The sequence below is a fragment of the Streptomyces sp. NPDC007264 genome, assembly GCF_042869095.1.
Lineage (GTDB): Bacteria > Actinomycetota > Actinomycetes > Streptomycetales > Streptomycetaceae > Streptomyces.
Genome location: NZ_JBIAFD010000005.1, coordinates 202,987 through 224,999 on the forward strand (window position 1 = coordinate 202,987; position 22,013 = coordinate 224,999).

General features: G+C 73.8%; 20 protein-coding genes. 4 read left to right on the forward strand and 16 right to left on the reverse strand.

Translation table 11 applies throughout. The annotated features are described in order from the left end of the window. Nucleotides 1-178 precede the first annotated feature (178 nt). On the forward strand, nucleotides 179-436 hold the full coding sequence (locus ACFYMU_RS10325; RefSeq protein ID WP_388370806.1) for a hypothetical protein: 258 nt from the start codon (nucleotides 179-181) through the stop codon (nucleotides 434-436). A gap of 29 nt (nucleotides 437-465) precedes the next feature. Here the strand turns inward: ACFYMU_RS10325 and ACFYMU_RS10330 are convergent, their stop codons facing one another. The 10 genes from ACFYMU_RS10330 to infC all read right to left on the reverse strand — a co-directional run bounded on the left by ACFYMU_RS10330 (nucleotide 466) and on the right by infC (nucleotide 11,920). Beyond that, nucleotides 466-1,011 carry an NUDIX hydrolase gene (locus ACFYMU_RS10330; RefSeq protein WP_388370809.1) on the reverse strand — a complete coding sequence of 182 codons (546 nt, stop codon included), beginning with the start codon at nucleotides 1,009-1,011 and terminating at the stop codon, nucleotides 466-468. 85 nt (nucleotides 1,012-1,096) lie between these two features. Beyond that, nucleotides 1,097-2,437, reverse strand: a complete 1,341-nt coding sequence (locus ACFYMU_RS10335) for a transcriptional regulator (protein ID WP_388370811.1) — start codon at nucleotides 2,435-2,437, stop codon at nucleotides 1,097-1,099. A gap of 275 nt (nucleotides 2,438-2,712) precedes the next feature. Further along, a complete protein-coding gene (locus tag ACFYMU_RS10340; protein ID WP_388370814.1) occupies nucleotides 2,713-3,693 on the reverse strand; it encodes a PP2C family protein-serine/threonine phosphatase in 981 nt (326 codons plus the stop codon). Between the two features lie 560 nt (nucleotides 3,694-4,253). Beyond that, entirely contained in the window at nucleotides 4,254-6,764 is a 2,511-nt protein-coding gene (gene pheT / locus ACFYMU_RS10345) for a phenylalanine--tRNA ligase subunit beta (RefSeq protein WP_388370817.1), read from the reverse strand. Beyond that, a complete protein-coding gene (gene pheS, locus ACFYMU_RS10350) occupies nucleotides 6,764-7,888 on the reverse strand; it encodes a phenylalanine--tRNA ligase subunit alpha (protein ID WP_388370820.1) in 1,125 nt (374 codons plus the stop codon). The genes pheT and pheS overlap by 1 nt, the downstream gene beginning before the upstream one ends. A 205-nt stretch (nucleotides 7,889-8,093) precedes the next feature. Continuing rightward, the gene (locus ACFYMU_RS10355; protein ID WP_388370822.1) at nucleotides 8,094-9,236 is read right to left on the reverse strand and encodes an ATP-binding protein; all 1,143 of its coding nucleotides are present in this window, start codon (nucleotides 9,234-9,236) and stop codon (nucleotides 8,094-8,096) included. A 90-nt stretch (nucleotides 9,237-9,326) separates the two neighbouring features. Then, entirely contained in the window at nucleotides 9,327-10,187 is an 861-nt protein-coding gene (locus ACFYMU_RS10360; RefSeq protein WP_388370825.1) for a TrmH family RNA methyltransferase, read from the reverse strand. Nucleotides 10,188-10,362: 175 nt separating this feature from the next. Then, entirely contained in the window at nucleotides 10,363-10,746 is a 384-nt protein-coding gene (gene rplT, locus ACFYMU_RS10365; protein ID WP_055492778.1) for a 50S ribosomal protein L20, read from the reverse strand. Nucleotides 10,747-10,841: 95 nt separating this feature from the next. Continuing rightward, complete coding sequence (rpmI, locus tag ACFYMU_RS10370) at nucleotides 10,842-11,036, reverse strand: 50S ribosomal protein L35 (protein ID WP_007829094.1); 195 nt, start codon at nucleotides 11,034-11,036, stop codon at nucleotides 10,842-10,844. Nucleotides 11,037-11,224: 188 nt separating this feature from the next. Then, nucleotides 11,225-11,920, reverse strand: coding sequence for a translation initiation factor IF-3 (infC, locus tag ACFYMU_RS10375; RefSeq protein WP_388370829.1), 696 nt, complete (start codon nucleotides 11,918-11,920; stop codon nucleotides 11,225-11,227). Between the two features lie 416 nt (nucleotides 11,921-12,336). Here infC and ACFYMU_RS10380 point away from each other — a divergent pair, with 416 nt between their 5' ends. Further along, nucleotides 12,337-12,723 carry a DUF1844 domain-containing protein gene (locus tag ACFYMU_RS10380; RefSeq protein WP_388370832.1) on the forward strand — a complete coding sequence of 129 codons (387 nt, stop codon included), beginning with the start codon at nucleotides 12,337-12,339 and terminating at the stop codon, nucleotides 12,721-12,723. Between the two features lie 162 nt (nucleotides 12,724-12,885). Here the strand turns inward: ACFYMU_RS10380 and ACFYMU_RS10385 are convergent, their stop codons facing one another. From ACFYMU_RS10385 to ACFYMU_RS10400, 4 genes are all read right to left on the reverse strand, one after another. Beyond that, entirely contained in the window at nucleotides 12,886-14,256 is a 1,371-nt protein-coding gene (locus ACFYMU_RS10385; RefSeq protein ID WP_388370835.1) for an MFS transporter, read from the reverse strand. Beyond that, entirely contained in the window at nucleotides 14,253-15,113 is an 861-nt protein-coding gene (locus ACFYMU_RS10390; protein ID WP_388370838.1) for an SDR family NAD(P)-dependent oxidoreductase, read from the reverse strand. The genes ACFYMU_RS10385 and ACFYMU_RS10390 overlap by 4 nt, the downstream gene beginning before the upstream one ends. After that, nucleotides 15,110-16,471 (reverse strand): flavin-containing monooxygenase, encoded by a 1,362-nt coding sequence (locus ACFYMU_RS10395; RefSeq protein WP_388370841.1) that lies wholly within the window; start codon nucleotides 16,469-16,471, stop codon nucleotides 15,110-15,112. The genes ACFYMU_RS10390 and ACFYMU_RS10395 overlap by 4 nt, the downstream gene beginning before the upstream one ends. Before the next feature lie 205 nt (nucleotides 16,472-16,676). Then, nucleotides 16,677-17,426: an SDR family NAD(P)-dependent oxidoreductase gene (locus tag ACFYMU_RS10400; protein ID WP_388370844.1), complete on the reverse strand. Its 750-nt coding sequence runs from the start codon at nucleotides 17,424-17,426 to the stop codon at nucleotides 16,677-16,679. A gap of 253 nt (nucleotides 17,427-17,679) precedes the next feature. Between ACFYMU_RS10400 and ACFYMU_RS10405 the strand changes: the two genes are divergently transcribed. Continuing rightward, the gene (locus ACFYMU_RS10405) at nucleotides 17,680-18,801 is read left to right on the forward strand and encodes a helix-turn-helix domain-containing protein (protein WP_388370847.1); all 1,122 of its coding nucleotides are present in this window, start codon (nucleotides 17,680-17,682) and stop codon (nucleotides 18,799-18,801) included. An 85-nt stretch (nucleotides 18,802-18,886) separates the two neighbouring features. Here the strand turns inward: ACFYMU_RS10405 and ACFYMU_RS10410 are convergent, their stop codons facing one another. Beyond that, nucleotides 18,887-19,618 (reverse strand): SseB family protein, encoded by a 732-nt coding sequence (locus ACFYMU_RS10410; RefSeq protein ID WP_388370850.1) that lies wholly within the window; start codon nucleotides 19,616-19,618, stop codon nucleotides 18,887-18,889. Between the two features lie 150 nt (nucleotides 19,619-19,768). On the opposite strand from ACFYMU_RS10410, the gene ACFYMU_RS10415 reads away from it, so the two are divergent. Then, complete coding sequence (locus tag ACFYMU_RS10415) at nucleotides 19,769-20,719, forward strand: serine hydrolase (protein ID WP_388370853.1); 951 nt, start codon at nucleotides 19,769-19,771, stop codon at nucleotides 20,717-20,719. Nucleotides 20,720-20,801: 82 nt separating this feature from the next. On the opposite strand, the gene mycP is transcribed toward ACFYMU_RS10415, so the two are convergent. Next, nucleotides 20,802-21,977: a type VII secretion-associated serine protease mycosin gene (mycP, locus tag ACFYMU_RS10420; protein ID WP_388370855.1), complete on the reverse strand. Its 1,176-nt coding sequence runs from the start codon at nucleotides 21,975-21,977 to the stop codon at nucleotides 20,802-20,804. Between the last annotated feature and the right edge of the window lie 36 nt (nucleotides 21,978-22,013).

Consider the following 22,013-nt stretch of genomic DNA (forward strand, 5'->3'; position numbering starts at 1 on the left):
CGCTCCCCTTCCGGAACGGGCCCGGCACCATCTCCGGTGCCGGGCCCGTGTCATTCACACGGCGTGTGCGGACCGGACCCGCATATGCCTGCCGCACACTCTCCCCACGTGCCGACCAGGGGAGTTGACTCATCATGCGCATGCAAGGGATGTGACGACTACGGAAAGGAGCGGACTCGTGACCGCCGACCCCGAGCATCCCGTGGTCCAAGGAGACGTCGCGGAGTTACGCCGCCGCCTCGATGTGGCACACGCCCGCGTCGAGGGAGGGCTGGCGCTGCTCAGCCACCGCGCCGAGCAGACCGCCAAGGATCTCGACGATCTGAGCCTGCGGGTCGTCGCGCTGGAACACACGCGCTGGCCGCTGCCCGCGGTCGCCGCCCTCACGGCCGTGGGCGCCCTCGTCGTGACGGTCTGGCAGGTTCTGGGCCGTTAGACCCCGGCCCGCAGGCGGCGGACGGGGGATCAGGGCAAGGCGTCCTGCCCGAGCCTGAGATGGTGCAGGAGGAGCAGCGCGGCCGCCATGCCGGCGGCCGGGACCTCTCCGCGGACGACCATGTCGGGGACGAGCTTGAGGGGAACCCATTCCCGACGGTCCGACTCGAAGTCGTCCACGGGGTGTCCGACGTACTCGGCCTCGTCGGTCCAGTAGACGTGGTGCCGGGCGTCGGTGAGCCCGTTGGAGGGCTCGACGCTCATGAGACGGCGCAGGGGTCCCGGCCGCCAGCCGGTCTCCTCCTCGAGTTCGCGGGCCGCCGCCACGGCGATGTCCTCGCCGTCCTCGACGACGCCCGCCGCGAGTTCCCACCCCCAGGTGTCGGTGATGAAGCGGTGCCGCCACAGCAGCAGCACCTCGTTGGCCTCGTTGACGACGGTGGCCACGGCGACGGGCCGCAGCCGTATCAGGAAGTGGTCGAGGTGCCGGCCGTCCGGCAGTTCGACATCGGCGAGATTGACGCTGAACCAGCGGTTTGCATACACAGTTTGTTCGTTCAGTTTCGTCCACTGCACGGTTCTGCCACCTTCCGCTGAGTAAGTGGCAATATCGCAGCAGGAGCGTCCACTCAGCAGGCCCCGGCAGTGGGCGGGGCGCCGCCTACAGCGGCACGCGCAGGGCCCCGTCGATGAGTTCGGCCGCCTCGGCCGTGCCCGGGCAGCCGCTGCGTGCGAGGTGTTCGCGCACCGCCCGCAGTCTGTCGCGCAGCCGCATGGACTCCATCCCCCGCGCCCGCTCCGCCATCTCGACCGCGGTGGCCGCGGCCTTGTCGGCATGCCCCTGACGCAGCTCGATCTGGCTGAGGATGGCGAGCCGGTGCACCCGCCCGCGGTCGTGCGCCGGGGTGTCGACGGCGGCCGCGGCGTGCTCCCGCGCCGCCACCAGATCGCCGAGGCTGAGCAGCGCCTCCGCGACCTGGACATTGACGAGTCCGGGCTGCACATAGCCGGTCTCGTCGGGTTCGCAGCCGCGCCGGATGCGTGCGGCGGCCGACTCGGCCCGCCGGATGCAGGACAGCGCGCCGGCGGCGTCGCCGAGGTGGGCGTACGCCTTCGCCTGCATCGCGTACAGGTCGGAGGCGAGTGCCGGGGTGATGTCCCTGCCCGCGGCGCGCAGCGCGGCCTCGGCGAAGGCGACGGCCTGCCGGTACTCCTTCATGAACAGCGACTGGTTGACCAGCAGGGCTATGACATACGCACCCAGTCCCCGGTCCCCGCTGGCCTTCGCCAGGCGCAGCGCCTGGTGGAAGTAGCGCTGGGCCAGGCCGTGGGCATCCGAGTCGTACGCGCAGATGCCCGCCACGGCCACCAGGCCGCCGGTGGCGCGGTGGAGCTGACGGCCCGTCGCGTCGGTGTAGCCGCCGCGCAGCAGCGGTGCCGTCTCGGCGTTGAGGAACCCGACGATCCGACTGCGGGTCGCGATGCCGCCGGCCTTGCGGTACATCTGCTCGTAGTGGCCCCGGGCGGCGCGCAGCATCTCGATGTCGGCCGGGGTGACCCGGTGCCGTCCGCCGCGCGAGACGTCCACGTCCTCGGGCGGGTTCTCCCATTCCCACACGGGCATCACGGCGGGCGTGCCGGTGACGGCGGGGGCGCCCAGGACGTGGGGGCGCTGCTGCTCGTCGGAGCGCCACAGGGCGGTGGCCCGTTCGACGAAGCCGGACAGGTTGGAGCCGTGCGGGGCGGAGGGCTCTCCGGGCACGCCGAGGCCGATGTCGTCGAGGGTCACCGGGCGGTGCAGCCGGGCGGCGAGCACCTCGCAGATCAGATCGGGTACCTGGCCGCGCGGGCGCTGCCCCTTCAACCACCGTGCCACGGCCGTGTGTTCGTACCGGAGTACGAGACCGCGCGCCCGCCCCGCCTGGTTGACGTGCGCCGCGAGTCCGGCGTGGGAGATCCCGGCCTCGTCCAGGATCGCGTCGAGCAGTGTGTTGGGCTGCATGGGTGCCCCCCGGTGGCTCGGTGCGGACAGCCTAGTGCGTCCGGATTCACACGGGGTGTGAACGGAGTGCCCGAATCCGGCCCGTACGCGCGCTGTTGCGCAGAGTTCCCGGCCGATTGACTGGGACACCTCGTAAAGAGGCCGGCCGGGCCGCCGGCTCCCCCTCGTACAGTACGGCGGCCCGCTGCAGCGTCGTCCGCCCCGCCGCCCGCCCGACACTCCGCGGCGGGGCGGACGACGCGTGCTCCCGCGCCCGCAGAACACCCGCTGACCGCTCACGTCACGGTGTCGGCCCGGGTCAGCGAGGTGCGTCGGGCCAGACGGTCGTTGCACAGGACCAGCAGGGCCACGTCGTCGGTGAGGCGGCCACCGGTGTGGCGCAGGAGTCCGGTGAAGACGGTCCGCAGCACCGTCTGCGGTACGACGACGTGGCGGTCGCGGACGGCGTCGGCGAGCGTCGCGGGCAGGGCGAAGAACCGGCCGCGGACGTCGCGGGCGTCCTCGGCGCCGTCGGTGTGCAGGAACAGCGCCCGCCCGGGCAGCAGCCGGCCGCAGTCGACGGCGGGCAGGTCGTCGGGGAGCGGAAAGGGACCCAGCGGAGGCAGCGGTTCGGCACGGGCCAGCGGCTCGATGCGGCCCGGCGCGAGCAGATACGGCCACGGGTGGCCGCAGTTCAGGGCGCGCAGTTCCCCGTCGCGGCCGATCTCCAGGAGCAGCAGCGTCACGAAGTCCTCGGCGACCGGGCTGTCGGGCTCCCTGCCGGAGGAGGGGTGTTCCGCCCGGGCCCGCTCCCGCAGGTGCCGGGCCAGCGCCCGCTCCAGCCGGTGCAGCACCCGGTCCAGTTCGGGCTCGTCGTGCACGGCCTCGCGGAAGCTGCCGAGGACGGCGGCGACGGTGGCGAGCGCCCCGAGCCCGTGTCCGCGCACATCGCCCATCACGACACGGACGCCGTACTCGGTGGCGATGACCTCGTACAGATCGCCGCCGACCGTCGCCCCGCGGTCCGCGGAGAGCCGGGCGGCGGCGACGTTCAGGCCGCCGATCCGCGGCGGCAGCGGACGCAGCAGCACGTTCTGGGCGGCGCCCGCGACCCTGCGGGCCTGTCGGAGCTCCCGCAGGAACACCCGTCGGACGTGGAGGAGCAGCCCGGTGCCCACCGCGAAGAACACCGCGCTGGTGGCGACCCGCGCGCCCAACCCGTTCTGCTGGGCGAGCGGGCAGGCCAGCTTGTACGAGATCGCGGTCGCCCCCCACACGGCGGGCAGGCTGATCGCCAGCGCGCGCCGGAGGCGCCGGTGGTCCCTGCGGGGACGCGCGACGCCGAGGGCGACGGCGGCCGTGAACCGCCCGCGGGGATGTGCTCGGGGCCGTGATCTGCGAGGAGACCCAGCCTTGGTTCGGATCATGCGATCGGCCCCCCATGAGAGCCCTGACTGCGCAGAAGCGACCCGTGGAGCGCCATGTCCCCACCCCTGGGCCGGTCCGATTCTGTCCACCGCGTGCCCGGATCGGCCTTGATCAGCCGGACTTGCCACCCGAATGAGTGAGATCGCCGGTGGAGCGGCCCGAGGGCAGCCCGCCGGGGCCGCGGGACACGGCGCGGCCGGCCACGGACGAACCGCGGCCGGCCGGCACCCGGCGGTTTCCCCGCCCCTGGAAGGGCCGGCTCCCCGGGCAGAGTGCGCGCCGGGTGCAGGCCCTCGTACTGGATGTACGTGGCCTTGCACCCGGTGCGGCGCGTGGGGGTCCCCCTGCTCGAAGAGCTTGGGGGAGCGCGCCGGGCGTCGCGACGGGCCGAACGTCGCCTGTTGGGGCGCTAGCTCCGCAGCACCGCGCCGGTGCGTTCGCCCGCCAGCGCGACGGCCGCGTCGCGGGCCGAGGACGCCTCGTCGACGGTCAGGGTCCGGTCGGGGGCGCGGAAGCGCAGTGCGTAGGCCAGCGACTTCTTGCCCTCGCCCACTTGCTCGCCCTCGTAGACGTCGAACAGCCGGATGGACTCCAGCAGTTCGCCCACGCCCTCGCGCAGCGCGGCCTCGACGTCCGTGTGCGGCACGCTCCGGTCGACGACCAGCGCGACGTCCTGGGTCGCCACCGGGAAGGTGGAGATCCGCGGGCTCTTGACCAGGCCGGCGCTCGCCTCCTCCAGCACGTCCAGGTTCAGCTCCATCGCGCAGCTGCGGGCGGGCAGGCCCATGGACTTCAGGACGCCGGGGTGCAGTTCGCCGGCGTACCCGACGACCCGCTCGCCGCCGTCGGCCACCACGGCCAGCTCGGCACAGCGGCCGGGGTGCCACGGTCCGTACTGGCCCCGGCGGACGATCAGGTCCGCCCCGATCTCGCGGGCGACGACGCGCGCCGCCTCGACGGCGTCCGCCCAGTCGGCGGGGCGGCCCTTGCCCCACCAGCCGGCCTGCTCCCGGGCGCCCGCCAGGACGGCGGCCGCATGCCGCGGCTGCTCGGGGAGCGCGGCCGTGAGGGAGGCGATCTCCTCGTCGGCCGGGCGGCGGTCGACGGGCAGGCGCTCCGCGACGCGCCGCTCCTCGCGCGGGTGGAAGACCAGCCCGGTCTCGAAGAGCGCCAGGTCGTGCGCACCGCGGCCGACATTGCGGCGCAGCGCGCCCAGCAGGCCGGGGAGCAGCGTGGTGCGGAGCGCGGGCTCCTCGTCGGAGAGGGGGTTGACCAGCTTGACGACCGCGCGGTTCGGGTCGTCGGCGGCCAGGCCGAGCTGGTCGAAGACCTGCTCCCCGATGAACGGGTAGTTCAGCGCCTCGACAAAGCCGGCGCCGGCCAGCGCCCGGCCCACGCGGCGGTGCTGCCGCTGCCGGTCGGTCAGGCCGAGCCCGGCCGGCGGCCGGGGCAGCGTGGAGGGCAGGTTCTCGTAGCCCTCCAGCCGGACGACCTCCTCGGCGAGGTCGTTCGGGTCGGTCAGGTCGGGCCGCCAGGACGGGACGGTGACGATCAGCTCGTCCTGCCCCAAGACGTCGCAGCCGACCTCCTGGAGCCTGCGCACGACGGTCTCGCGGCCGTAGGAGACGCCCGCGACCCGGTCCGGGTGGTCGGCCGGGACGGTGATGGTGCGCGGCACGGACGCCGCGATCACCTCGGTGACGCCGGCGTCGGCGGTGCCGCCCGCGAGGAGCACCAGCAGATCGACGGTGCGCTGGGCGGCGGCGGACGCGGCCAGCGGGTCGACGCCGCGCTCGAAGCGGCGGGACGCCTCCGAGGACAGCTTGTGGCGGCGGGCCGTGCGCGCGATCGAGATCGCGTCGAAGTGGGCCGCCTCGATCACGACGTCGGTGGTGGCTCCGGCCTCGTGGTCGGTGTCGGCGATCTCGGTGTCGGCGCCGCCCATGACGCCCGCCAGGCCGATGGGACCGCGGTCGTCGGTGATCACCAGGTCCTCGGCGTCCAGGGTGCGCGTGACGCCGTCGAGGGTCTCCAGCTTCTCCCCCGGCCGGCCCCGGCGCACGCCGATCGTCCCCTGGAGGCTGGAGCGGTCGTAGGCGTGCAGGGGCTGGCCCAGCTCCAGCATCACGTAGTTGGTGATGTCGACGGCCAGCGAGATGGGGCGCATGCCCGCCTTCTGCAGTCGGCGCCGGAGCCAGATCGGGGAGCGTACCTCCGGGTCGAGGCCGGTGACCGTGCGGGCGGTGAAGCGGTCGCAGCCCTGCGGCTCGGAGACCTGCACCGGGTAGCCGAACGCGTTCGGCGTCGGGACGTCGAGCAGGGCCGGGTCGCGCAGCGGCAGGCCGTAGGCGGTGGCGGTCTCGCGGGCGATGCCGCGCAGCGAGAGGCAGTAGCCGCGGTCGGGGGTGACCGCGATGTCGAGCACCTCGTCGACCAGTTCGAGCAGCTCGATCGCGTCGGTGCCGGCCTCGTGCTCGGGCGGCAGGACGATGATGCCGTGGGAGCCGTCGTCGCCCATGCCGAGCTCGTCGGTGGAGCAGATCATGCCGTGCGAGGTCTTGCCGTAGGTCTTGCGCGCGGAGATCGCGAAACCGCCGGGCAGCACGGCGCCCGGCAGCACCACGACGACCTTGTCGCCGACGGAGAAGTTGCGGGCGCCGCACACGATCTCCTGCGGCTGACCCGTACCGTTGGCCTGCCCGACGTCGACCGTGCAGAACCGGATCGGCTTCTTGAAGCCCTCCAGCTCCTCGATGGACAGCACCTGGCCGACGACCAGGGGGCCCTTGAGGTCGGCGCCGAGCTGCTCGACGGTCTCGACCTCGAGACCGACCGAGATGAGCTTGGCCTGGACGTCGCGCCCGGTCTGAGTCGCCGGCAGGTCGACGTACTCCCGCAGCCAGGAAAGCGGGACCCGCATCAGATCTCCATCCCGAACGGCCGGGTGAAACGGACGTCACCCTCGACCATGTCTCGCATGTCTTCGACGTTGTGGCGGAACATCAGCATCCGTTCGATGCCGAACCCGAAGGCGAAGCCGCTGTACTTCTCCGGGTCGACGCCGCAGGCGACCAGCACCCGCGGGTTGACCATGCCGCAGCCGCCGAGCTCGATCCAGCCCTCGCTGGAGCAGGTGCGACAGGGCCGGTCCGGGTTGCCGACGGACTCGCCCTTGCAGACGTAGCAGAGCATGTCCATCTCGGCGGACGGCTCGGTGAAGGGGAAGTAGTTCGGCCGCAGCCGGGTCTTCATCTCCGGCCCGAACAGCGACTGGACCATGTGGTCCAGGGTGCCCTTGAGGTCGGCCATGGTCAGGCCCTCGTCGACGGCGAGCAGCTCGATCTGGTGGAAGACCGGGGTGTGCGTGGCGTCCAGCTCGTCGGTGCGGTACACGCGGCCGGGGCAGACGATGTAGACGGGCAGCTCGCGGTCGAGCAGGGCGCGGGCCTGGACGGGTGAGGTGTGGGTGCGCAGGATGACGCCCGACTCGCCGTGATCGCCCTTCGGGCCCTCGACGAAGAAGGTGTCCTGCATCTGCCGGGCCGGGTGGTCGGGGGTGAAGTTCAGCGCGTCGAAGTTGAACCACTCCGCCTCGACCTCGGGGCCCTCGGCGACCTCGTAGCCCATGGACACGAAGACGTCCGCGACCCGCTCCATCATCGTGGTCAGCGGGTGCCGGGCGCCGGCCGGCACGCGGTCGTAGGGCAGCGTGACGTCCACCGACTCCTCGACCAGCACGCGCGCGTCCCGCTCGGCCTCCAGCTCGGCCTGGCGGGCGGCGAGAGCCTTGTTCACCGCGCCGCGGGCCATGCCGACACGCTTGCCGGCATCGGCCTTGGCATGTGGGGGCAGGGCGCCGATCTCGCGGTTGGCGAGGGCCAGCGGCGAGGCCGGGCCGGTGTGGGCGACCTTGGTCTCGTGGAGCGCGTCGAGGGAGTCCGCGGCAGCGAAGGCGGCGAGCGCCTCGTCCCGCATGCGCTCGATCTCTTCCGGTTTCAAGGCCTCGACCTCGACAGGGTCGTACGACTTATTGGGTGCCGACATCTTTTCCCGTGCTTCCGATTGGCTGGCTGAAGGTCCCCGTCACTGGTCCTGACACTGGTCCGATGACAAATCGTCGCCGACTTCGGGACGCAAAGGTGCCAAAGGCCGAGTCTAACGGGGTGGGAGCGGCTACCGGACCGGGTGTCCATATGCGGCCGGCCGGTGCTCCCGGGACGCGGAGGAGCCCGTGGACCCCGCGCGGCGGCTACTGGAGATACGCCGGGGTGCCCACGGGCAGCGTAAATCGGAACTCGGCCCCGCCGCCGCGGGCGCGGCCGACCGTGATGGTGCCCCCGTGGGCCTCGACGATGCCCTTGACGATGTACAGCCCGAGGCCCGTGCCGCCGCGCTTGCTGCCCCGCCAGAAGCGGGTGAAGACGCGGTTCATGGACTCCTCCGGGATGCCGGGACCCTCGTCACTCACCGTGACCGAGGTGGCGGTGTTCCCCTCCTCCTCCCCGTCGCGCGGGGACGCCGAGGGCGTGATGTCGATCGTGACAGTTCCCTCGCCGTGGCGCACGGCATTTTCCAGGAGGTTGCCGAGCACCTGGTCGATCTTGTCGGGGTCGGCCCAGAGCGCGGGCAGGGGCTGCTCGACGCGCAGCAGGAAACGGTCGGCGGGCTGGCCCGCGGCCACGTACGCCTGGATGTGCCGGCCGACCGCCGCGCCCATGTCGACGGGCTGGCGGCGCACCTCCAGCCGTCCGGAGTCGATGCGGGAGATGTCGAGCAGCTCGGCGATGAGCCGGGTGACCCGGTTCGCGTCGGCGTCGACGGTCTCCAGCATCAGCCGCTTCTGGTCGTCGGTGAAGCGTGCCCACTTGGCCAGCAGGGTGGCGGTGAAGCCCTTGACGGAGGTGAGGGGCGAGCGCAGTTCGTGGGCGACCGTGGCGATCAGCTCGGCGTGGCTGCGCTCGGTGCGGCGCCGCGCCTCGGTGTCGCGGAGCGAGACCACGACGCGGCGGATCGGGCCCGTGGGGTGCGTGCGGACGTACCGCGCCGAGACCAGGACCTCCCGGCCACCGGGCAGCAGCAGATTGCGCTCGGGCTGCCCCACCCGGATCGCGAGCCCGCCGTAGGGGTCGGTCAGCTGCCACCAGCGCCGCCCCTCGAGGTCCTCTAACGGCAGGACGTGCTCCAGGCGCCGGCCGAGGGCGTCGGCGGCCGGGACGGCGGTGATGCGGGCGGCCGCGGCGTTGAAGCAGATCACCCGGGCGTGCTCGTCGGCGATCACAAGTCCGTCGGGGAGATCGTCGGGGTCGATGCCCAGCTCGGCGAGATCGCCGCACGGGGGCGCGGACGCGCGCTGCGCGTCCCATGCCCCCGGTGCTCTGCTCGTGCCGATCATCCCCGTACCCCATCTCTCCCCTGGCATGGGGGAACCCCTAGCTCGAGCGACGCCGAGAGCTTGGGGGAGGCCCCCGGGCCCGCCACCCTACTAGCCGTGAGTGACGGAACGGCACCCTCCGCGGGTGCGCTGGGCACGGGCGGACGCGTAGAGACATACGGCGGCTGCCGTCGCGAGGTTCAGGCTCTCGGCCTTCCCGTGGAGGGGGACGCGCACCACGGCGTCGGCCAGGGCGCGCGTGTCCTCCGGGAGCCCCCATGCCTCGTTGCCGAACACCCAGGCGGTGGGGCCGCCCATGGTGCCCTTGTCGAGTTCGTCGTCGAGGTCGTGGTCCCCCGCGCCGTCGGCGGCGAGGACGCGCACGCCGGCGTCCCGGAGACCGGCCACGGCGCGCTCGACGGGGACGTCGACCGCGACGGGGAGGTGGAAGAGGGAGCCGACGGAGGCGCGGACGGCCTTGGGGTTGTAGAGGTCGACGGAGGCGTCGGTGAGGACGACGGCGTCGGCCCCGGCGGCGTCGGCGCAGCGCAGCACGGTTCCCGCGTTCCCGGGGTCGCGCACATGCGCGAGCACGGCGACCAGCCTGGGCCGGCGCGCGAGGATGTCCTCGAACGGGGCGTCGAGGAACCGGCAGATCCCGACGAGGCCCTGCGGGGTGACGGTGGTGGAGATGCCGGCCACGACGTCCTCGTCCGCGAGGTGCACTCGGGCTCCCGCGTCGCGGGCCTCGTCCACGACGGCGGTGTAGCGCTCCGCGGCCTCCCGGGTGGCGAAGAGTTCCACGAGCGTCGCCGTGCCTCCGGCCCGGTGTCCCGCTGCCTCCCGCACGGCCTGCGGCCCCTCCGCGAGGAACAGTCGCTCCTTGCCCCGGGCGTTCCGCCGGGCGAGCCTCCTGGCGGCGGTGACGCGGGGCGAGCGGGGGGAGATCGGCTCGGGGGCGGCGGGGGGCATGGGTGTCACCTTCGCTACGGACGGGGGCTTGGTTCTCTGGTCCGCTCGGGGCTCGCGGCGGGTGCCCGCCGCGGGGCCGTCCGCGGCCGCGCGGGCGCCACGGGAGCGGACATGACAGGACCCGCAGGCTACGCGTGCCTGCGGGTCCGTTCCGAGTGCGGCTGGCGCCGGCGCGTCACGCCGCCTTCGGCGCGTTGACGTCCGCCGGCAGGGCCTTCTGCGCGACCTCGACGAGCGCGGCGAACGCACCCGCGTCGTTGACGGCCAGCTCCGCGAGGATCTTGCGGTCGACCTCGACGTTCGCGGCCTTCAGGCCCTGGATGAAGCGGTTGTACGTGATGCCGTTGGCGCGGGCCGCGGCGTTGATGCGCTGGATCCACAGCTGGCGGAAGTCGCCCTTGCGCTTCTTGCGGTCGTTGTAGTTGTAGACCAGCGAGTGGGTGACCTGCTCCTTGGCCTTGCGGTACAGACGCGAACGCTGACCGCGGTAGCCGGAGGCCTGCTCGAGGATCGCCCGGCGCTTCTTGTGGGCGTTGACTGCCCGCTTGACGCGTGCCACTTGTTAACTCCTTGTAGCGGGGCTGCGGTTGGACCCACGCAGCCCGGAAACGAATGGGTCCCGGTCCTGACGTACGGCGCTCAGGCGCCGCCGCCTCACTTGCCGAGAAGCTTCTTGATCTTCTTGGCGTCGCCCGGGGCCATTTCGGCGTTGCCGGTGAGGCGACGCGTCAGACGGGACGACTTGTGCTCGAGCAGGTGGCGCTTGCCGGCGCGCTCGCGGAGCACCTTGCCGGAGCCGGTGACCTTGAAGCGCTTGCTGGCACCGCTGTGCGACTTGTTCTTCGGCATAGCGCCGTTCTCTCCTCGTCGGTGGCGCTCCGGTGCCCGGTCGTGAAAACCGGGCACGATGGAGCGTCGCTCTTGTATCGGTTACGTCCTGGGACTCGTGTCCCGGGTCTTTCCGGGGTCCGTACGGCCGCCTCGCGGTGGTCGTACGTCCGTACGTCCGGCGTCCCCCCGGGGCCGGAGCCCCGGGATCATGCCTCGGCGGAAGCCTCGGCCGGGGCCTCGGTCGGGGCCTCGGTCGGGGCCTCGGCGCTCTCGGCGTCGGCGGGGTTCTGCGAGCGGCCGGGGTGGGCCTTCGCCTCCGCCTTGCGGGCCTCCTGCGCCTGACGGGCCTCGGCCATCGCCTCGGTCTTCTTCTTGTGCGGACCGAGAACCATGATCATGTTCCGGCCGTCCTGCTTCGGGTTCGACTCGACGAAACCGAGGTCCTGGACGTCCTCCGCGAGACGCTGCAGCAGCCGGTAGCCCAGCTCGGGCCGGGACTGCTCACGACCACGGAACATGATCGTGATCTTGACCTTGTCGCCCTGCTTGAGGAACCGGACGACGTGACCCTTCTTGGTGTCATAGTCGTGCGGGTCGATCTTCGGCCGGAGCTTCATCTCCTTGATGACCGTGTGCGCCTGGTTCTTGCGCGCCTCACGGGCCTTCATGGCCGACTCGTACTTGAACTTCCCGTAGTCCATGAGCTTGCACACGGGCGGACGGGCGTTCGCCGCGACCTCGACCAGGTCCAGGTCGTACTCCTGCGCAAGCTCCAGTGCCTTGGCAAGCGGCACGATGCCGACCTGCTCGCCACTGGGACCGACAAGTCGCACCTCGGGAACGCGAATCCGGTCGTTGATGCGGGGCTCGGCGCTGATGGATCCTCCTCGGTAGCACCCCACGGCCGCCTGGTGGACAGCCGCGTATGTCCGGTTGACATAGGGACCAACCGCCGCGGCGCATCAAAAATGCCCCGGACGGGACACAGGCGGGACTCCGAGTTTTCCGGAGCACCGCCGCGGTGAACCGCGGGGCGCACTTTCGGGCGACTCCACCGTCCGTACGGAACGGTGGCCGCCGCCTGACCGGTGACCCGCCGTCCCGGAGGACGGTCAGGTGGGAGATCGGAGCCTCCACTTGTGGGCCGGGCACACGGTGTCCGGCCGGTCGTCAGACCAGGCTAGCAGCTCCCCGGGACGGGCGCGAACCGGCGTGCACCGGGCATCCGCCGGCCGCGGCGGGCGGCGGGCGGCGGGCCGGGTCCGGGCCCGGCGGCCTCCCGGCGGGCGGGGGCGCGCCGGGGCCTATCGTGTGGGACATGAGTGACACCTCCCCCGAGGAATCCGCGGCCCCCGCCGATTCTGCCGACAGCCCCGACTTCGACGCCATGACCCGCGACATCGCGGAGGTGCCCGCGGTCGAGGTGATCGTGACCGTCGCCGTCAACCTGATGAGCGCCGCCGCCGTGAAGCTCGGGCTCACCGAGGAGGGCGACAAGCACAAGGACCTGGACGAGGCCCGCAAGCTGGTGCACGCCCTCGCCGGTCTGCTCGACGCGAGCGCGACCGAGATCAGCTCCTTCCACGCCGCCCCGCTGCGCGACGGCCTCAAGTCCCTCCAGCTCGCCTTCCGCGAGGCGTCGATCGTCCCCGACGAGCCGGGCCAGGGCCCCGGGGAGAAGTACACCGGCCCGGTCTACGGCTAGTGCCGTGGCCGGAAAGCCTCACCGGCCGCAGCACGGGGCCGTGGCGTTCGGATCACCCCGGCGTCGCGCCCTGCCGCCTGCCTGATCCGAGCGACGGAGCCCGGCGGCGCCGCCGTCCTCCGCCGGGCGCGTGCGGCCGCCGGAAGCACGCCGCCACGGCGGTCACCGCGCCGCCCGGCGGTCGAGGCGGCAGCGGAGCTGGACGGCGACGGCGCCGGCCATCAGCACGGCGGGCAGCACGGTGAACCCCCACAGCAGCGCGGTCAGCGCACCGTCCGGCTGGGCCACGGTGTGCCCCTCGGAGGTGGAGACGAAGCCACCCACGGCCAGGACGGCGGAGTAGATGTACGGGCCGATCGCCGTGCCCGCGGCATCGGTGGCGGTCCACACCCCGGTGTAGGCGCCGGCGAGGCCGCTCCCCCGGGTCTCCGCGGCGGCGACCGCGTCCGGGACCATGGAGAACGCCAGCAGCTGCAGGCCGGCGAACGCGCATCCCAGCACCACCACGACGACGAGTGTGACCGCGGTGCCCAGCGTCCTGCCGATCAGCAGGGCCGGCGAGCCGGCGGTGAAGACGCCCTGCGCGATCAGCAGTCCCCGCTGCTTGCCGATGCGCCGCGACAGCAGCATCCACCCGGGGCCGGCGAGCACCGCCGGGGCCAGGAAGCCGCCCATGAGCACCGCGGTCAGCCCGGCGTCGCGCAGGACGTACGCGGTGTAGAAGGGCAGCGCGGCCAGGAACAGGTGCGTGGTGGTGCCGGTGAGCAGGTAGGACAGCGCCAGGGCCCGGAAGTCCCGGTCCCGCCAGGCGGCCCGGATGTCGCCGAAGGCCGTCGTGGGCCGCCGGTCCGGGACGCCGAAGCCGCACTGCGCGGTGAGCCTCCTGACACCGGCGATGGCGACCAGCCCGCACACGACCATGGCTCCGGCGAGCAGCAGGGCCATCCGCGCATACCCGGTGCGGCCGCCGTCCCTCACCAGGGCGGGGGCCGCGACGCCCGAGCCCAGCAGGCCCAGGGTCAGGAAGAGCATCCGGACCATGAACACCCGGGTGCGCTCGTGGTACCCGATCCGCAGGTCGGACGGCGTGGTCAGATACGGCACCTGGAACGCGGCGAAGAGCAGGTTGCCGGCGGCGAACCAGCAGCCGACCCACAGCGCGGCGGGCAGTCCCGTCCACCCGGCCGGAACGGTGAACGTCGCCACCATCGCCACGGCCAGCAGCAGCCCCCAGCGCAGCATCCCCCGGCGGTGCCCGGACCCGCGCGCCTGCCGGTCGGACAGCGAGCCGAGCAGCGGATGCACCAGCGTGTCCACGATCCGCGGCAGCAGCAGCGTCACCCCGGCCACGGCCGAGGAGACGCCCAGGGTGTTGGTGAGGAAGTAGAGCAGCAGCAGACCGGGGACGGTCACCCACACGCCCATCCCCAGCGACCCGGTGGCGTAGGCGGTGAGCGCACCGGCCCGGGCCCGTGCGGCCGGGGCGGCCAGGCCCGGCACCGCGGTCACGGGCGTGCCCGAGGGGGTGGTCACGGCCGCTCCGTGTGGCGCCGGACGACGCCTGCCGCCAGTTCGGCGCCCTCGAAGGCGCCGGAGCGGGCCCGCGCGGCCAGGGTGCGGGCGACGATCCGGTCGGTCACCGAGGGCAGGTGCCGGGCGAGGAAGAACTCGACGGCGCCCTTGCGGGTGGTCGCCAGATCGCGGCGCACCCGGCGGCTGAGGACCGCGCGCAGCACCGCGTCCACCACGCCGTCGAGCGGCTCGTAGGTGCTCATGCCCTCCAGGGACAGCCCCGCGGCGGCCGTCGAGTCGTGGATGGGGCTGCGCACCGCGGAGGGGTACACACAGGTGACCCCGACATGGGTGCCGACCTCCAGCCGCAGGGCGTCGGCGTACGCCACCAGGGCCCGCTTGGACGCGCCGTAGGCCGCGGCCAGCGGCAGTTGCAGCACGGCCATCCGCGAGGCGAGCATGACCACCCGTCCCCGCGATGCCACCAGCGCCCCGATGCAGGCGGCGGTCACCCGCCAGGTGCCCAGCAGGTTGATGTCCAGCTGGCGGCGGGCCTCCGCGCCGGGCGGGAGCTCGGCCGGCGCCGGGCCGCCGACTCCCGCGTTGTTGACGAGGACGTCGAGTCCGCCGAGTTCGTCCAGCGCCGTGCGGACCGCGGCCCCGACGCTCGCGTCGTCGGTGACGTCGCACGGGAGCACCCGCACCGGGTCGTCCGGCCCCGGGGCGAGGTCCAGTCCGATCACGCGGGCACCGAGCCCGCTGAGGCGTTCGCAGATCGCCCGGCCGAAGGTGCCGGAGGCCCCGGTGACGAGGACGCGCAGGCCGTGTGCGCTGCGGCGGCCGCCGGGAAGGGCGGCCAGGGGAGGGCGGGTGCTCATGGCGCTGTCCGTTCGTGGCGGGCCGGGGCGAACGCCCGGGCGGCGCCGCGGGCCCGCCGGGCGCGCCCGGCGGTGATCTCACGCGGCAGGTCGGCGACGTACTGGTCGAAGTCGATACGCATCATCGGGCGCCGGTCCTGGCCCCAGCGCACGGTGGCGGCGCGCAGCGCGCGGGCCACCGCGCGGCGCTGGTCGTGTCCCGAGGGCAGCGCGTAGTCACCGGAGAAGCAGGCGGCGACCAGCTTGGCCTGGGCCTCCACGACCGGCAGGGCGGCGCCGGTGGACTGCATCAGCCCCACGAACGCCAGGCTCGGCTCCTCCAGGTGGAAGACCCGTTTGTACAGGGGCAGCCGTTCCGGGTCCTCCCCCGCCCACCGGGGGGACAGGAACGGCAGGGTCACCCGGTAGCCGGTGGCCCAGACGATCAGGTCGACCGGGTCCGACGTGCCGTCGGTGAAGACCACCCGGTCCCGGTCGAGCCGGTCGATCCCGGTACGGGCGACGACCTCACCGTGCGTGAGGCGGTGGAGGATGGTGTCGCTGATGGTGGGGTGGTTCTGCAGCAGCCCGCCTCTCGGCGCCGGCAGGCCGTAGCGCTGCGGTGTGCCCACCGCCAGGCGCAGCAGCGTCTCGGCGAGGCGCTGGCGGATGCGCCAGGGGAGGACGGCCAGGGCGCCGCCGGTCGCGTCGGACGGCCTGCCGAACAGGTACTTGGGGACGATGTGCACTCCGTGGCGGGCGGAGAGCAGGACCGGGCCGCGGGACGTGTACGAGGCGTCGACGGCGATGTCCATGGCGGAGTTGCCCATGCCCACCACGAGGACCCGCTTGTCCCGGAAGACGTCGGGGGTGCGGTAGTCGTGGGCGTGCATCTGGGCGCCGGTGAAGGTGCCGGGGTAGGCGGGACCGGGCCATCGGGGGTCCCAGTTGTGGCCGCTGGCGACCACCACGGCGTCGTACCGTTCGCTCCGGCCGTCCTCCGTGGTGACGCTCCAGGTCCCGCCGGCCTCGTCGCGCTCGACGGCGGTGACCGTGGTGTGGAAGCGGATGTGGTCGGTGAGGTGGAAGGTCCGGGCGTAGTCGGCCAGGTACCCGGCCATCCGGTCGGCCGACGGGTAGTCGGTCCAGGACGCCGGCATCGGGAAGTCGGCGAACTGGGTGCGGCTCTTGCTGGTGTTCAGGTGCAGGGACGCGTAGGCGGGTGACAGGCCGCTCGCGTTGTCCCGGGCCCACAGCCCGCCCGGCCGGTCACCCTTCTCGAGGGTGACGACGTCGCAGCCGGCCTCCAGAAGGGCCTTGGTCGCGGTCAGGCCGGCTGCTCCGGCGCCGATCACGGCGACGCGGCAGTGAGGCGTCATGGGTGCTTCCTCCAGGGCGGATCGGGGCGCGGAAGGGGCCGCCGGGCCGGGACGGGCGCACGGCTCGTCCGCCGGGCGCGGTGTCCGGGCGCGGTGCCGGGCATGGTGTCCGGGCGCGGTGCCGGGCGTGGTCTGCGGTCGCGGTGCCGGGCGGGGCGGGGTAGCTGGGCGTGGGGCCGCAGGGGCGGGCCGGGCGGTGGCCGGCCTACGCCTGACCGGCCGTGCGCAGCCGTCGGGTCATCAGGCGCAGATAGCCACGGGGCGAGATGCGGTGGGCCCACCAGGCGAGGCGGGCGGTCCGCCCGAGCAGCAGCAGGTCCCTCCCGCGGACCACCGCCCGGACGATCTCCCCGGCCACATGGTCGGCGGTGATCTGCGCTCCGGTGACGGAGCGCGTCACCCCGGGCGCGCGGGGCACCTCCGTCATGCCGCCGGTGACGAAAGTGGGGTGCACCATCGTCACGGACACCCCGCTCGGGGCGAGTTCGGCCCGCAGGGCGGTGAACAGTCCGGTGACCGCGTGTTTCGCCGCCACGTACGCGGGGCGGCCCAGGACCGGTGCGAAGCCGGCGACGGAGCTGAGGACCACGATCCGCCCGCGGGCGGCGGTGAGCGCGGGCATCGCGGCCCGGGTGCAGATCAGCGCCCCGATGTAGTTGACCTCCATCACCCGGCGGTAGGTGGCGACGTCGTGGTCGAGGAAGGCTCCGACGGCCGAGATCCCCGCGTTGTTGACCAGCACGTCGATCCGGCCGTGGCGGGCCTCCAACTGACCGAAGGCCGCCCGTGCCTGTTCCTCGTCGGTGATGTCGCACGTGACGAAGCGGTCGTCGCCGGGCGGGCAGACGCCGGGCAGGTCCAGGCCCGCCACCGTGTATCCGGCCTCGCCGAACCGCTTCATCAGCATCGCGCCGATGCCGCCTGCGGCGCCGGTGATGACGGCCACCTGGGTCATGGGGTTCCTCTTCTTCCGTGCGGTCCCTGCGGGGTCTGCCGAGCGAGGCGGCGGCGGGGCGGGCGGCTGTGGGGGGCGGCCGTCGTGGCCGGCAGTCCTTCGGGCGGACGACGGGAGCGCGACGACAGGACGGGGGAAGGTCACTTGTGGTGGACGCCAACAGTAGGAGCTGGATGCCCGGTGAACCATGGCGCGGCCCACGCTCTTCGGCGGCCGCCTTGTGCCTGCTCACAACGCAGGGCACCATCGCGGGATGGATTCCCGTGACGACTGGTCCGCCGTCGTCGACCTCATCGAGAGGGTGGTCGGCGAGGAGGACCTGCTGTCCTCCTCGGTGGCGGGCGTGCGCACGATGGTCCCGGAGGTCGCGGCGCTGACCACGGCCGACATCGCCGGGCACACCCGCGCCCTGCTCGCCGCGGCGACCCGGGCCCTGGCCGCCCGGCGCGGCCCGACGCAGGCCGAGCTGTCCTTCGTGGAGGACCTGGGGGTGACCAGGGCCCGGCAGGGTGTGCCCATCGAGGCGGTGCTGCGGGCCGTCCACGTGGCGGAGCGGGCCATCTGGTCGCGGGCCAGGGAGATCGCCGCCGCCACCGGGGTCAGCATCGAACTGCTGCTGGACGCCCGCGAGTTGTACGACGACTGGGCGGAGGCGGTGCGTGCCCGGCTCATCGAGGCCCACCGGGTGACCAGGGCCGACCACGGGGTGCGGACCAGCGACCGGGAGGCGGCCCTGCTACGGCGTGTGCTGGAGGGCGGCTCGGCGGCCGCGCTGGCGGCCGCCGAGGCCGGGCTGCCCACCGGCGGTCTGTGGGTGCTGGTCCTGCGGCCGGACGTGGCGGCCGCGGGGGTGCGGCAGCGGCTGTCCGAGCAGGCGCCGGTGCTGTTCGGGGTCGTCGACGGACTGCTGGTGGGTGTGCTCGCCCAGGCACCGCCGCGCTCGGGCGTCACGCCGCTGCGGGCCGGTCTCGCCGGCCCCGCGGGTCCGGAGGAACTGGCCGCGGCGCGGCGCCTGTCGGCCCTGGCCCTGGCGGCCGCCGAGGCCACCGGGCGGCCCGGCCTCGTCCATGTGGCGCAGGCCGCGGCACTCGCCGCGGTGCTGGACCGGGCGGACCTGGCCACCGTCCTGCTCGATCACCACCAGCCCGCCTGGACGGCGCTCGGCGCCAACGCCGAGCCGGTGGCGCTCGCGGTCCGCGCCTGGCTGGAGGCCGACAGGGACGTCAACGGGGCCGCCGGGCAGCTCTTCGTCCACCCCAACACGGTCCGCAACCGCGTGCAGCGCTTCACCGAGGCCACCGGGATCGATCCGTACACCACCTTCGGCGCGGTGGACGCCTGGTGGCTGTGCCGGACCTGGCTGACCCGCGGCTGACCCGCGGCTGACCCGCGGCTGACCCGACGGCGGTTCCCCCCGCACCGGTTTCCCGGACACCGGTGCGGGGCGGTGCGGTGCGGGATCACGCGCGGACGAACAGGGGCTCGCCCGCGGGCGCCGACCCGGCCGGCAGCAGCGCCAGGTCGAGGCCGCGTACCAGGCGGGCCCTGAGCGTCTCGTCGGCGGCCATGCGCCGCGCCACCGCCCGTGCGGCGTCGGCCGGGGCCGCGGCGGGATCCAGGACGAGCGCGAGGATGCCGTCGGCCTGTCCGGGGCCGAGATAGGCGCGCTGCACGGCGGGTTCTGCGGCCACCGCGGCGCGCACGGCCTCGGTGACGGCCGGGTCGGCGAGCGGATCGGTCGTCGTCCGGCCCTCGGCGAGCGCGAGCAGCGCGGGGCCCGTCAGCTCGAACGGCACCGGACCGGACATGTCCAGCACGATCGTGTCGGCCTTCTCGTGCGCGGCGGCCCGCAGGGCCTGGTGCAGGGGGACGGCGACGGGGCGGGCGGCGGGGTCCCAGCGGGCGAGCGCGTCCGTGGACGTGAACGCGGGCAGGGCGGTGCGGCCGCCGGCCTTCAGGGTCGGTACGGCCATGTCGCTGGTCTTCTCGCGGCGCAGACCGTTCTCGTCCTCCTCGACCTCGCCGAGCACGGCCACGACGGGCACGAGCAGCCGGGCGCCGCCGAGCGCCTCCAGGACGGGCCCCACGGCGGTGCGGTCCTCGGCCCAGGCCGCCAGCGCCGCGCTCAGCCGGGGGTCGGCGGAACCGTCGTCGTCGGAGAACGGATGGTCGGGAATGTTCTTGTTCGCCACGGTCCCCGACCCTATCCGGGATCCGCCGCGGGGACGGCGCCGCCCCTGGACCACCGCGCCCGCCGGTCTCACGGGTTTCTCAGCCGTCCCTGACCCGGATCTCACGTCCGTCCCACGGCACGCACAGCACCCGGCCCGAGCATCGCGGCCATGGAGTCCCGCAGAGCCCACCGGCGCCGCCGCGCCCGCTCCTCCCGGCGCCGCCCGTTCGTCGGCGCGGCGCTGGCGTCGGTCCTCGTCGCCGGCGGTACGGCCGCGGGAACGGCGTATGTGAGAACGCAGGCGCACGCCGACGCCGGCCCCGTATCGTCATCGTCGTCGGTGGCGTCCCCGGCGTCGTCCCCAGCCCGTCAGGAGGCATCGGTGGAACCTGCGGCCGAGCCCTCGGCGGACCGCGACGCGCTCCTGGGGAAGGCCATGGCGGAGGTGCCCGTCGAGGACGGCGCGGACGTGGCGGTGGCCGTGCTCGACACGGACTCCGATGACAGCGCGACGTACGGAGGGGGCACCTTCGACACGGCGAGCATCGTGAAGGTCGACATCCTGGCGACGCTGCTGCTGCAGGCGCAGGACGCGGACCGGCGGCCGAGCGCGCAGGAGAAGACCTGGGCCGCCGCCATGATCGAGAACAGCGACAACGCCTCGGCGTCGGCGCTGTGGACCGCGATCGGGCGGGCGGAGGGTCTCGACCGCGCGAACGCGCGCTTCGGCCTGACGCACACCGCGGGCGGCGACGGGAGCCTGTGGGGGCTGACGCAGACCACCGCGGCCGATCAGCTCACCCTGCTCCGGCAGGTGTTCGGGGACGACTCCCTGCTGAGCGGGCCCTCGCGGACGTATCTGCAGGGACTCATGGGCGGCGTCGCCGAGGACCAGCGCTGGGGCGTGTCGGCGGCCGCGGACGGCTCCCGGTGGGCCCTGAAGAACGGCTGGCTGGCGCGCAGTACGACCGGGCTGTGGGACATCAACAGCATCGGGCGGATCACCGCCGACGGCCACGGCTACCTCCTGGTGACGCTGTCGAACGGCAACTCCACCAAGGAGAAGGGGATCGCGCTGGTGGAGGCCGCCGCGCGTGCGGCGGTCGCGGCGTTCGCCTGAGAGCCTGTGTACAAGCCCCCCCTCGGGCCCGGGCGCGGGCTTGTACACAGGCTCTGAGTCGGGCCTGCGGTCCGGCCTTTCCTCACAGGCCGTCGGGGCGTGTCCTGGTGCGGCCGCGCCACAGCACCACCGACGCCACCAGCAGCACGGCGCCCAGGCTTCCCGCGAGCGGTCCCACCCAGCCCGGGGAGCCCGTCGTGCCGTCGGCCCGGTCGGGGCCGGGCCCGAAGTACCTCTGTCCGTACGAGCTCGTACGCAGGCCCTCCGGGGGGAGGGCGGCGGCCGCCTTGATGGCCGCCGCGGGGTCGATGAGACCGAAGCCGCGGGAGTCGTCGTGGCCGCCGGTGGGCGCGTTGCGGGCCGTCCGCTCCAGGAGCTGCTTGATCTGGGCGGGGGCCAGGCCCGGGTGGGCGGCCTTGATCAGGGCGACGGCGCCCGAGACGAACGCGGACGCCGCGCTCGTGCCCCAGCCCTCGTAGTACTTGCGGTCGGGGTCGGCGATGACGATGTCGACGCCGGGCGCGCTCACGGTGGCGTACCAGCGGCGGGTGGAGAAGGAGGCGCGGGTGCCGTAGCGGTCGACGGCGGTCGCTGCGATGACGCCCGGGTAGGCCGCCGGGTAGGAGATGTGGTCGCCTTTCTCGCCGCCGTTGCCGGCCGAGGCGACGACGACGGCGCCCTTCTTCAGCGCGTACTGCACCGCCTCGTCCTCGGCCGCTTCGGGGTGGGCGGAGTCGGAGTCGTCGCCGAGGGAGAGGTTGATGACGTCGGCGCCGTGGTCGGCGGCCCAACGGATGCCCTCGGCCAGCGCGTTGCCGCGTGAGTCACGGGCCTTGGCCCGGGCCGGGTCGCCGTCCTCCAGGATGACGCGGACGGGCAGGATACGGGCTTCGGGGGCGACGCCGACGACACCGCCGGTGTCGTCGGTGCCATGGCCGTGACCGGCGATGATGCCGGCCATGGCGGTGCCGTGCCGGGCCCAGGGGCGGTCGCCGCGCCGGGCGCCGAAGCCGACCAGGTCCGTGCCCGCCAGGACGTTGCCGGCCAGGTCGGGGTGGGTGGCGTCGACGCCGGTGTCGAGGACGGCGACGGTGATCCCCCTGCCCTTGGTCGTCCGCCATGCCTTCTGGAGGTGCAGGGCGTCCAGGGCCCACTCCTGTGCGCGTATCCCGTCGGCGTGCGCGACGGCGGCGGGCAGCAGGGCGAGAAGGCCGGCGAGGAGGAGGGTGAGGAGCCGGGCGCCTGCCGGGCGGGTCACGAGGGCGTCTCCGTGGTCGTGGCGGGCCGTGGGCGG

What these genes read in the sequence shown, in the direction of transcription:
- ACFYMU_RS10335 (WP_388370811.1), bottom strand. Translation starts at nt 2,437, where the DNA reads ATGCAGCCCAACACACTGCTCGACGCGATCCTGGACGAGGCCGGGATC.
- pheT (WP_388370817.1), bottom strand. Translation starts at nt 6,764, where the DNA reads ATGCGGGTCCCGCTTTCCTGGCTGCGGGAGTACGTCGACCTGCCGGCG.
- pheS (WP_388370820.1), bottom strand. Translation starts at nt 7,888, where the DNA reads ATGTCGGCACCCAATAAGTCGTACGACCCTGTCGAGGTCGAGGCCTTG.
- ACFYMU_RS10355 (WP_388370822.1), bottom strand. Translation starts at nt 9,236, where the DNA reads ATGATCGGCACGAGCAGAGCACCGGGGGCATGGGACGCGCAGCGCGCG.
- ACFYMU_RS10360 (WP_388370825.1), bottom strand. Translation starts at nt 10,187, where the DNA reads ATGCCCCCCGCCGCCCCCGAGCCGATCTCCCCCCGCTCGCCCCGCGTC.
- rpmI (WP_007829094.1), bottom strand. Translation starts at nt 11,036, where the DNA reads ATGCCGAAGAACAAGTCGCACAGCGGTGCCAGCAAGCGCTTCAAGGTC.
- ACFYMU_RS10380 (WP_388370832.1), top strand. Translation starts at nt 12,337, where the DNA reads ATGAGTGACACCTCCCCCGAGGAATCCGCGGCCCCCGCCGATTCTGCC.
- ACFYMU_RS10390 (WP_388370838.1), bottom strand. Translation starts at nt 15,113, where the DNA reads ATGAGCACCCGCCCTCCCCTGGCCGCCCTTCCCGGCGGCCGCCGCAGC.
- ACFYMU_RS10395 (WP_388370841.1), bottom strand. Translation starts at nt 16,471, where the DNA reads ATGACGCCTCACTGCCGCGTCGCCGTGATCGGCGCCGGAGCAGCCGGC.
- ACFYMU_RS10400 (WP_388370844.1), bottom strand. Translation starts at nt 17,426, where the DNA reads ATGACCCAGGTGGCCGTCATCACCGGCGCCGCAGGCGGCATCGGCGCG.
- ACFYMU_RS10405 (WP_388370847.1), top strand. Translation starts at nt 17,680, where the DNA reads ATGGATTCCCGTGACGACTGGTCCGCCGTCGTCGACCTCATCGAGAGG.
- ACFYMU_RS10415 (WP_388370853.1), top strand. Translation starts at nt 19,769, where the DNA reads ATGGAGTCCCGCAGAGCCCACCGGCGCCGCCGCGCCCGCTCCTCCCGG.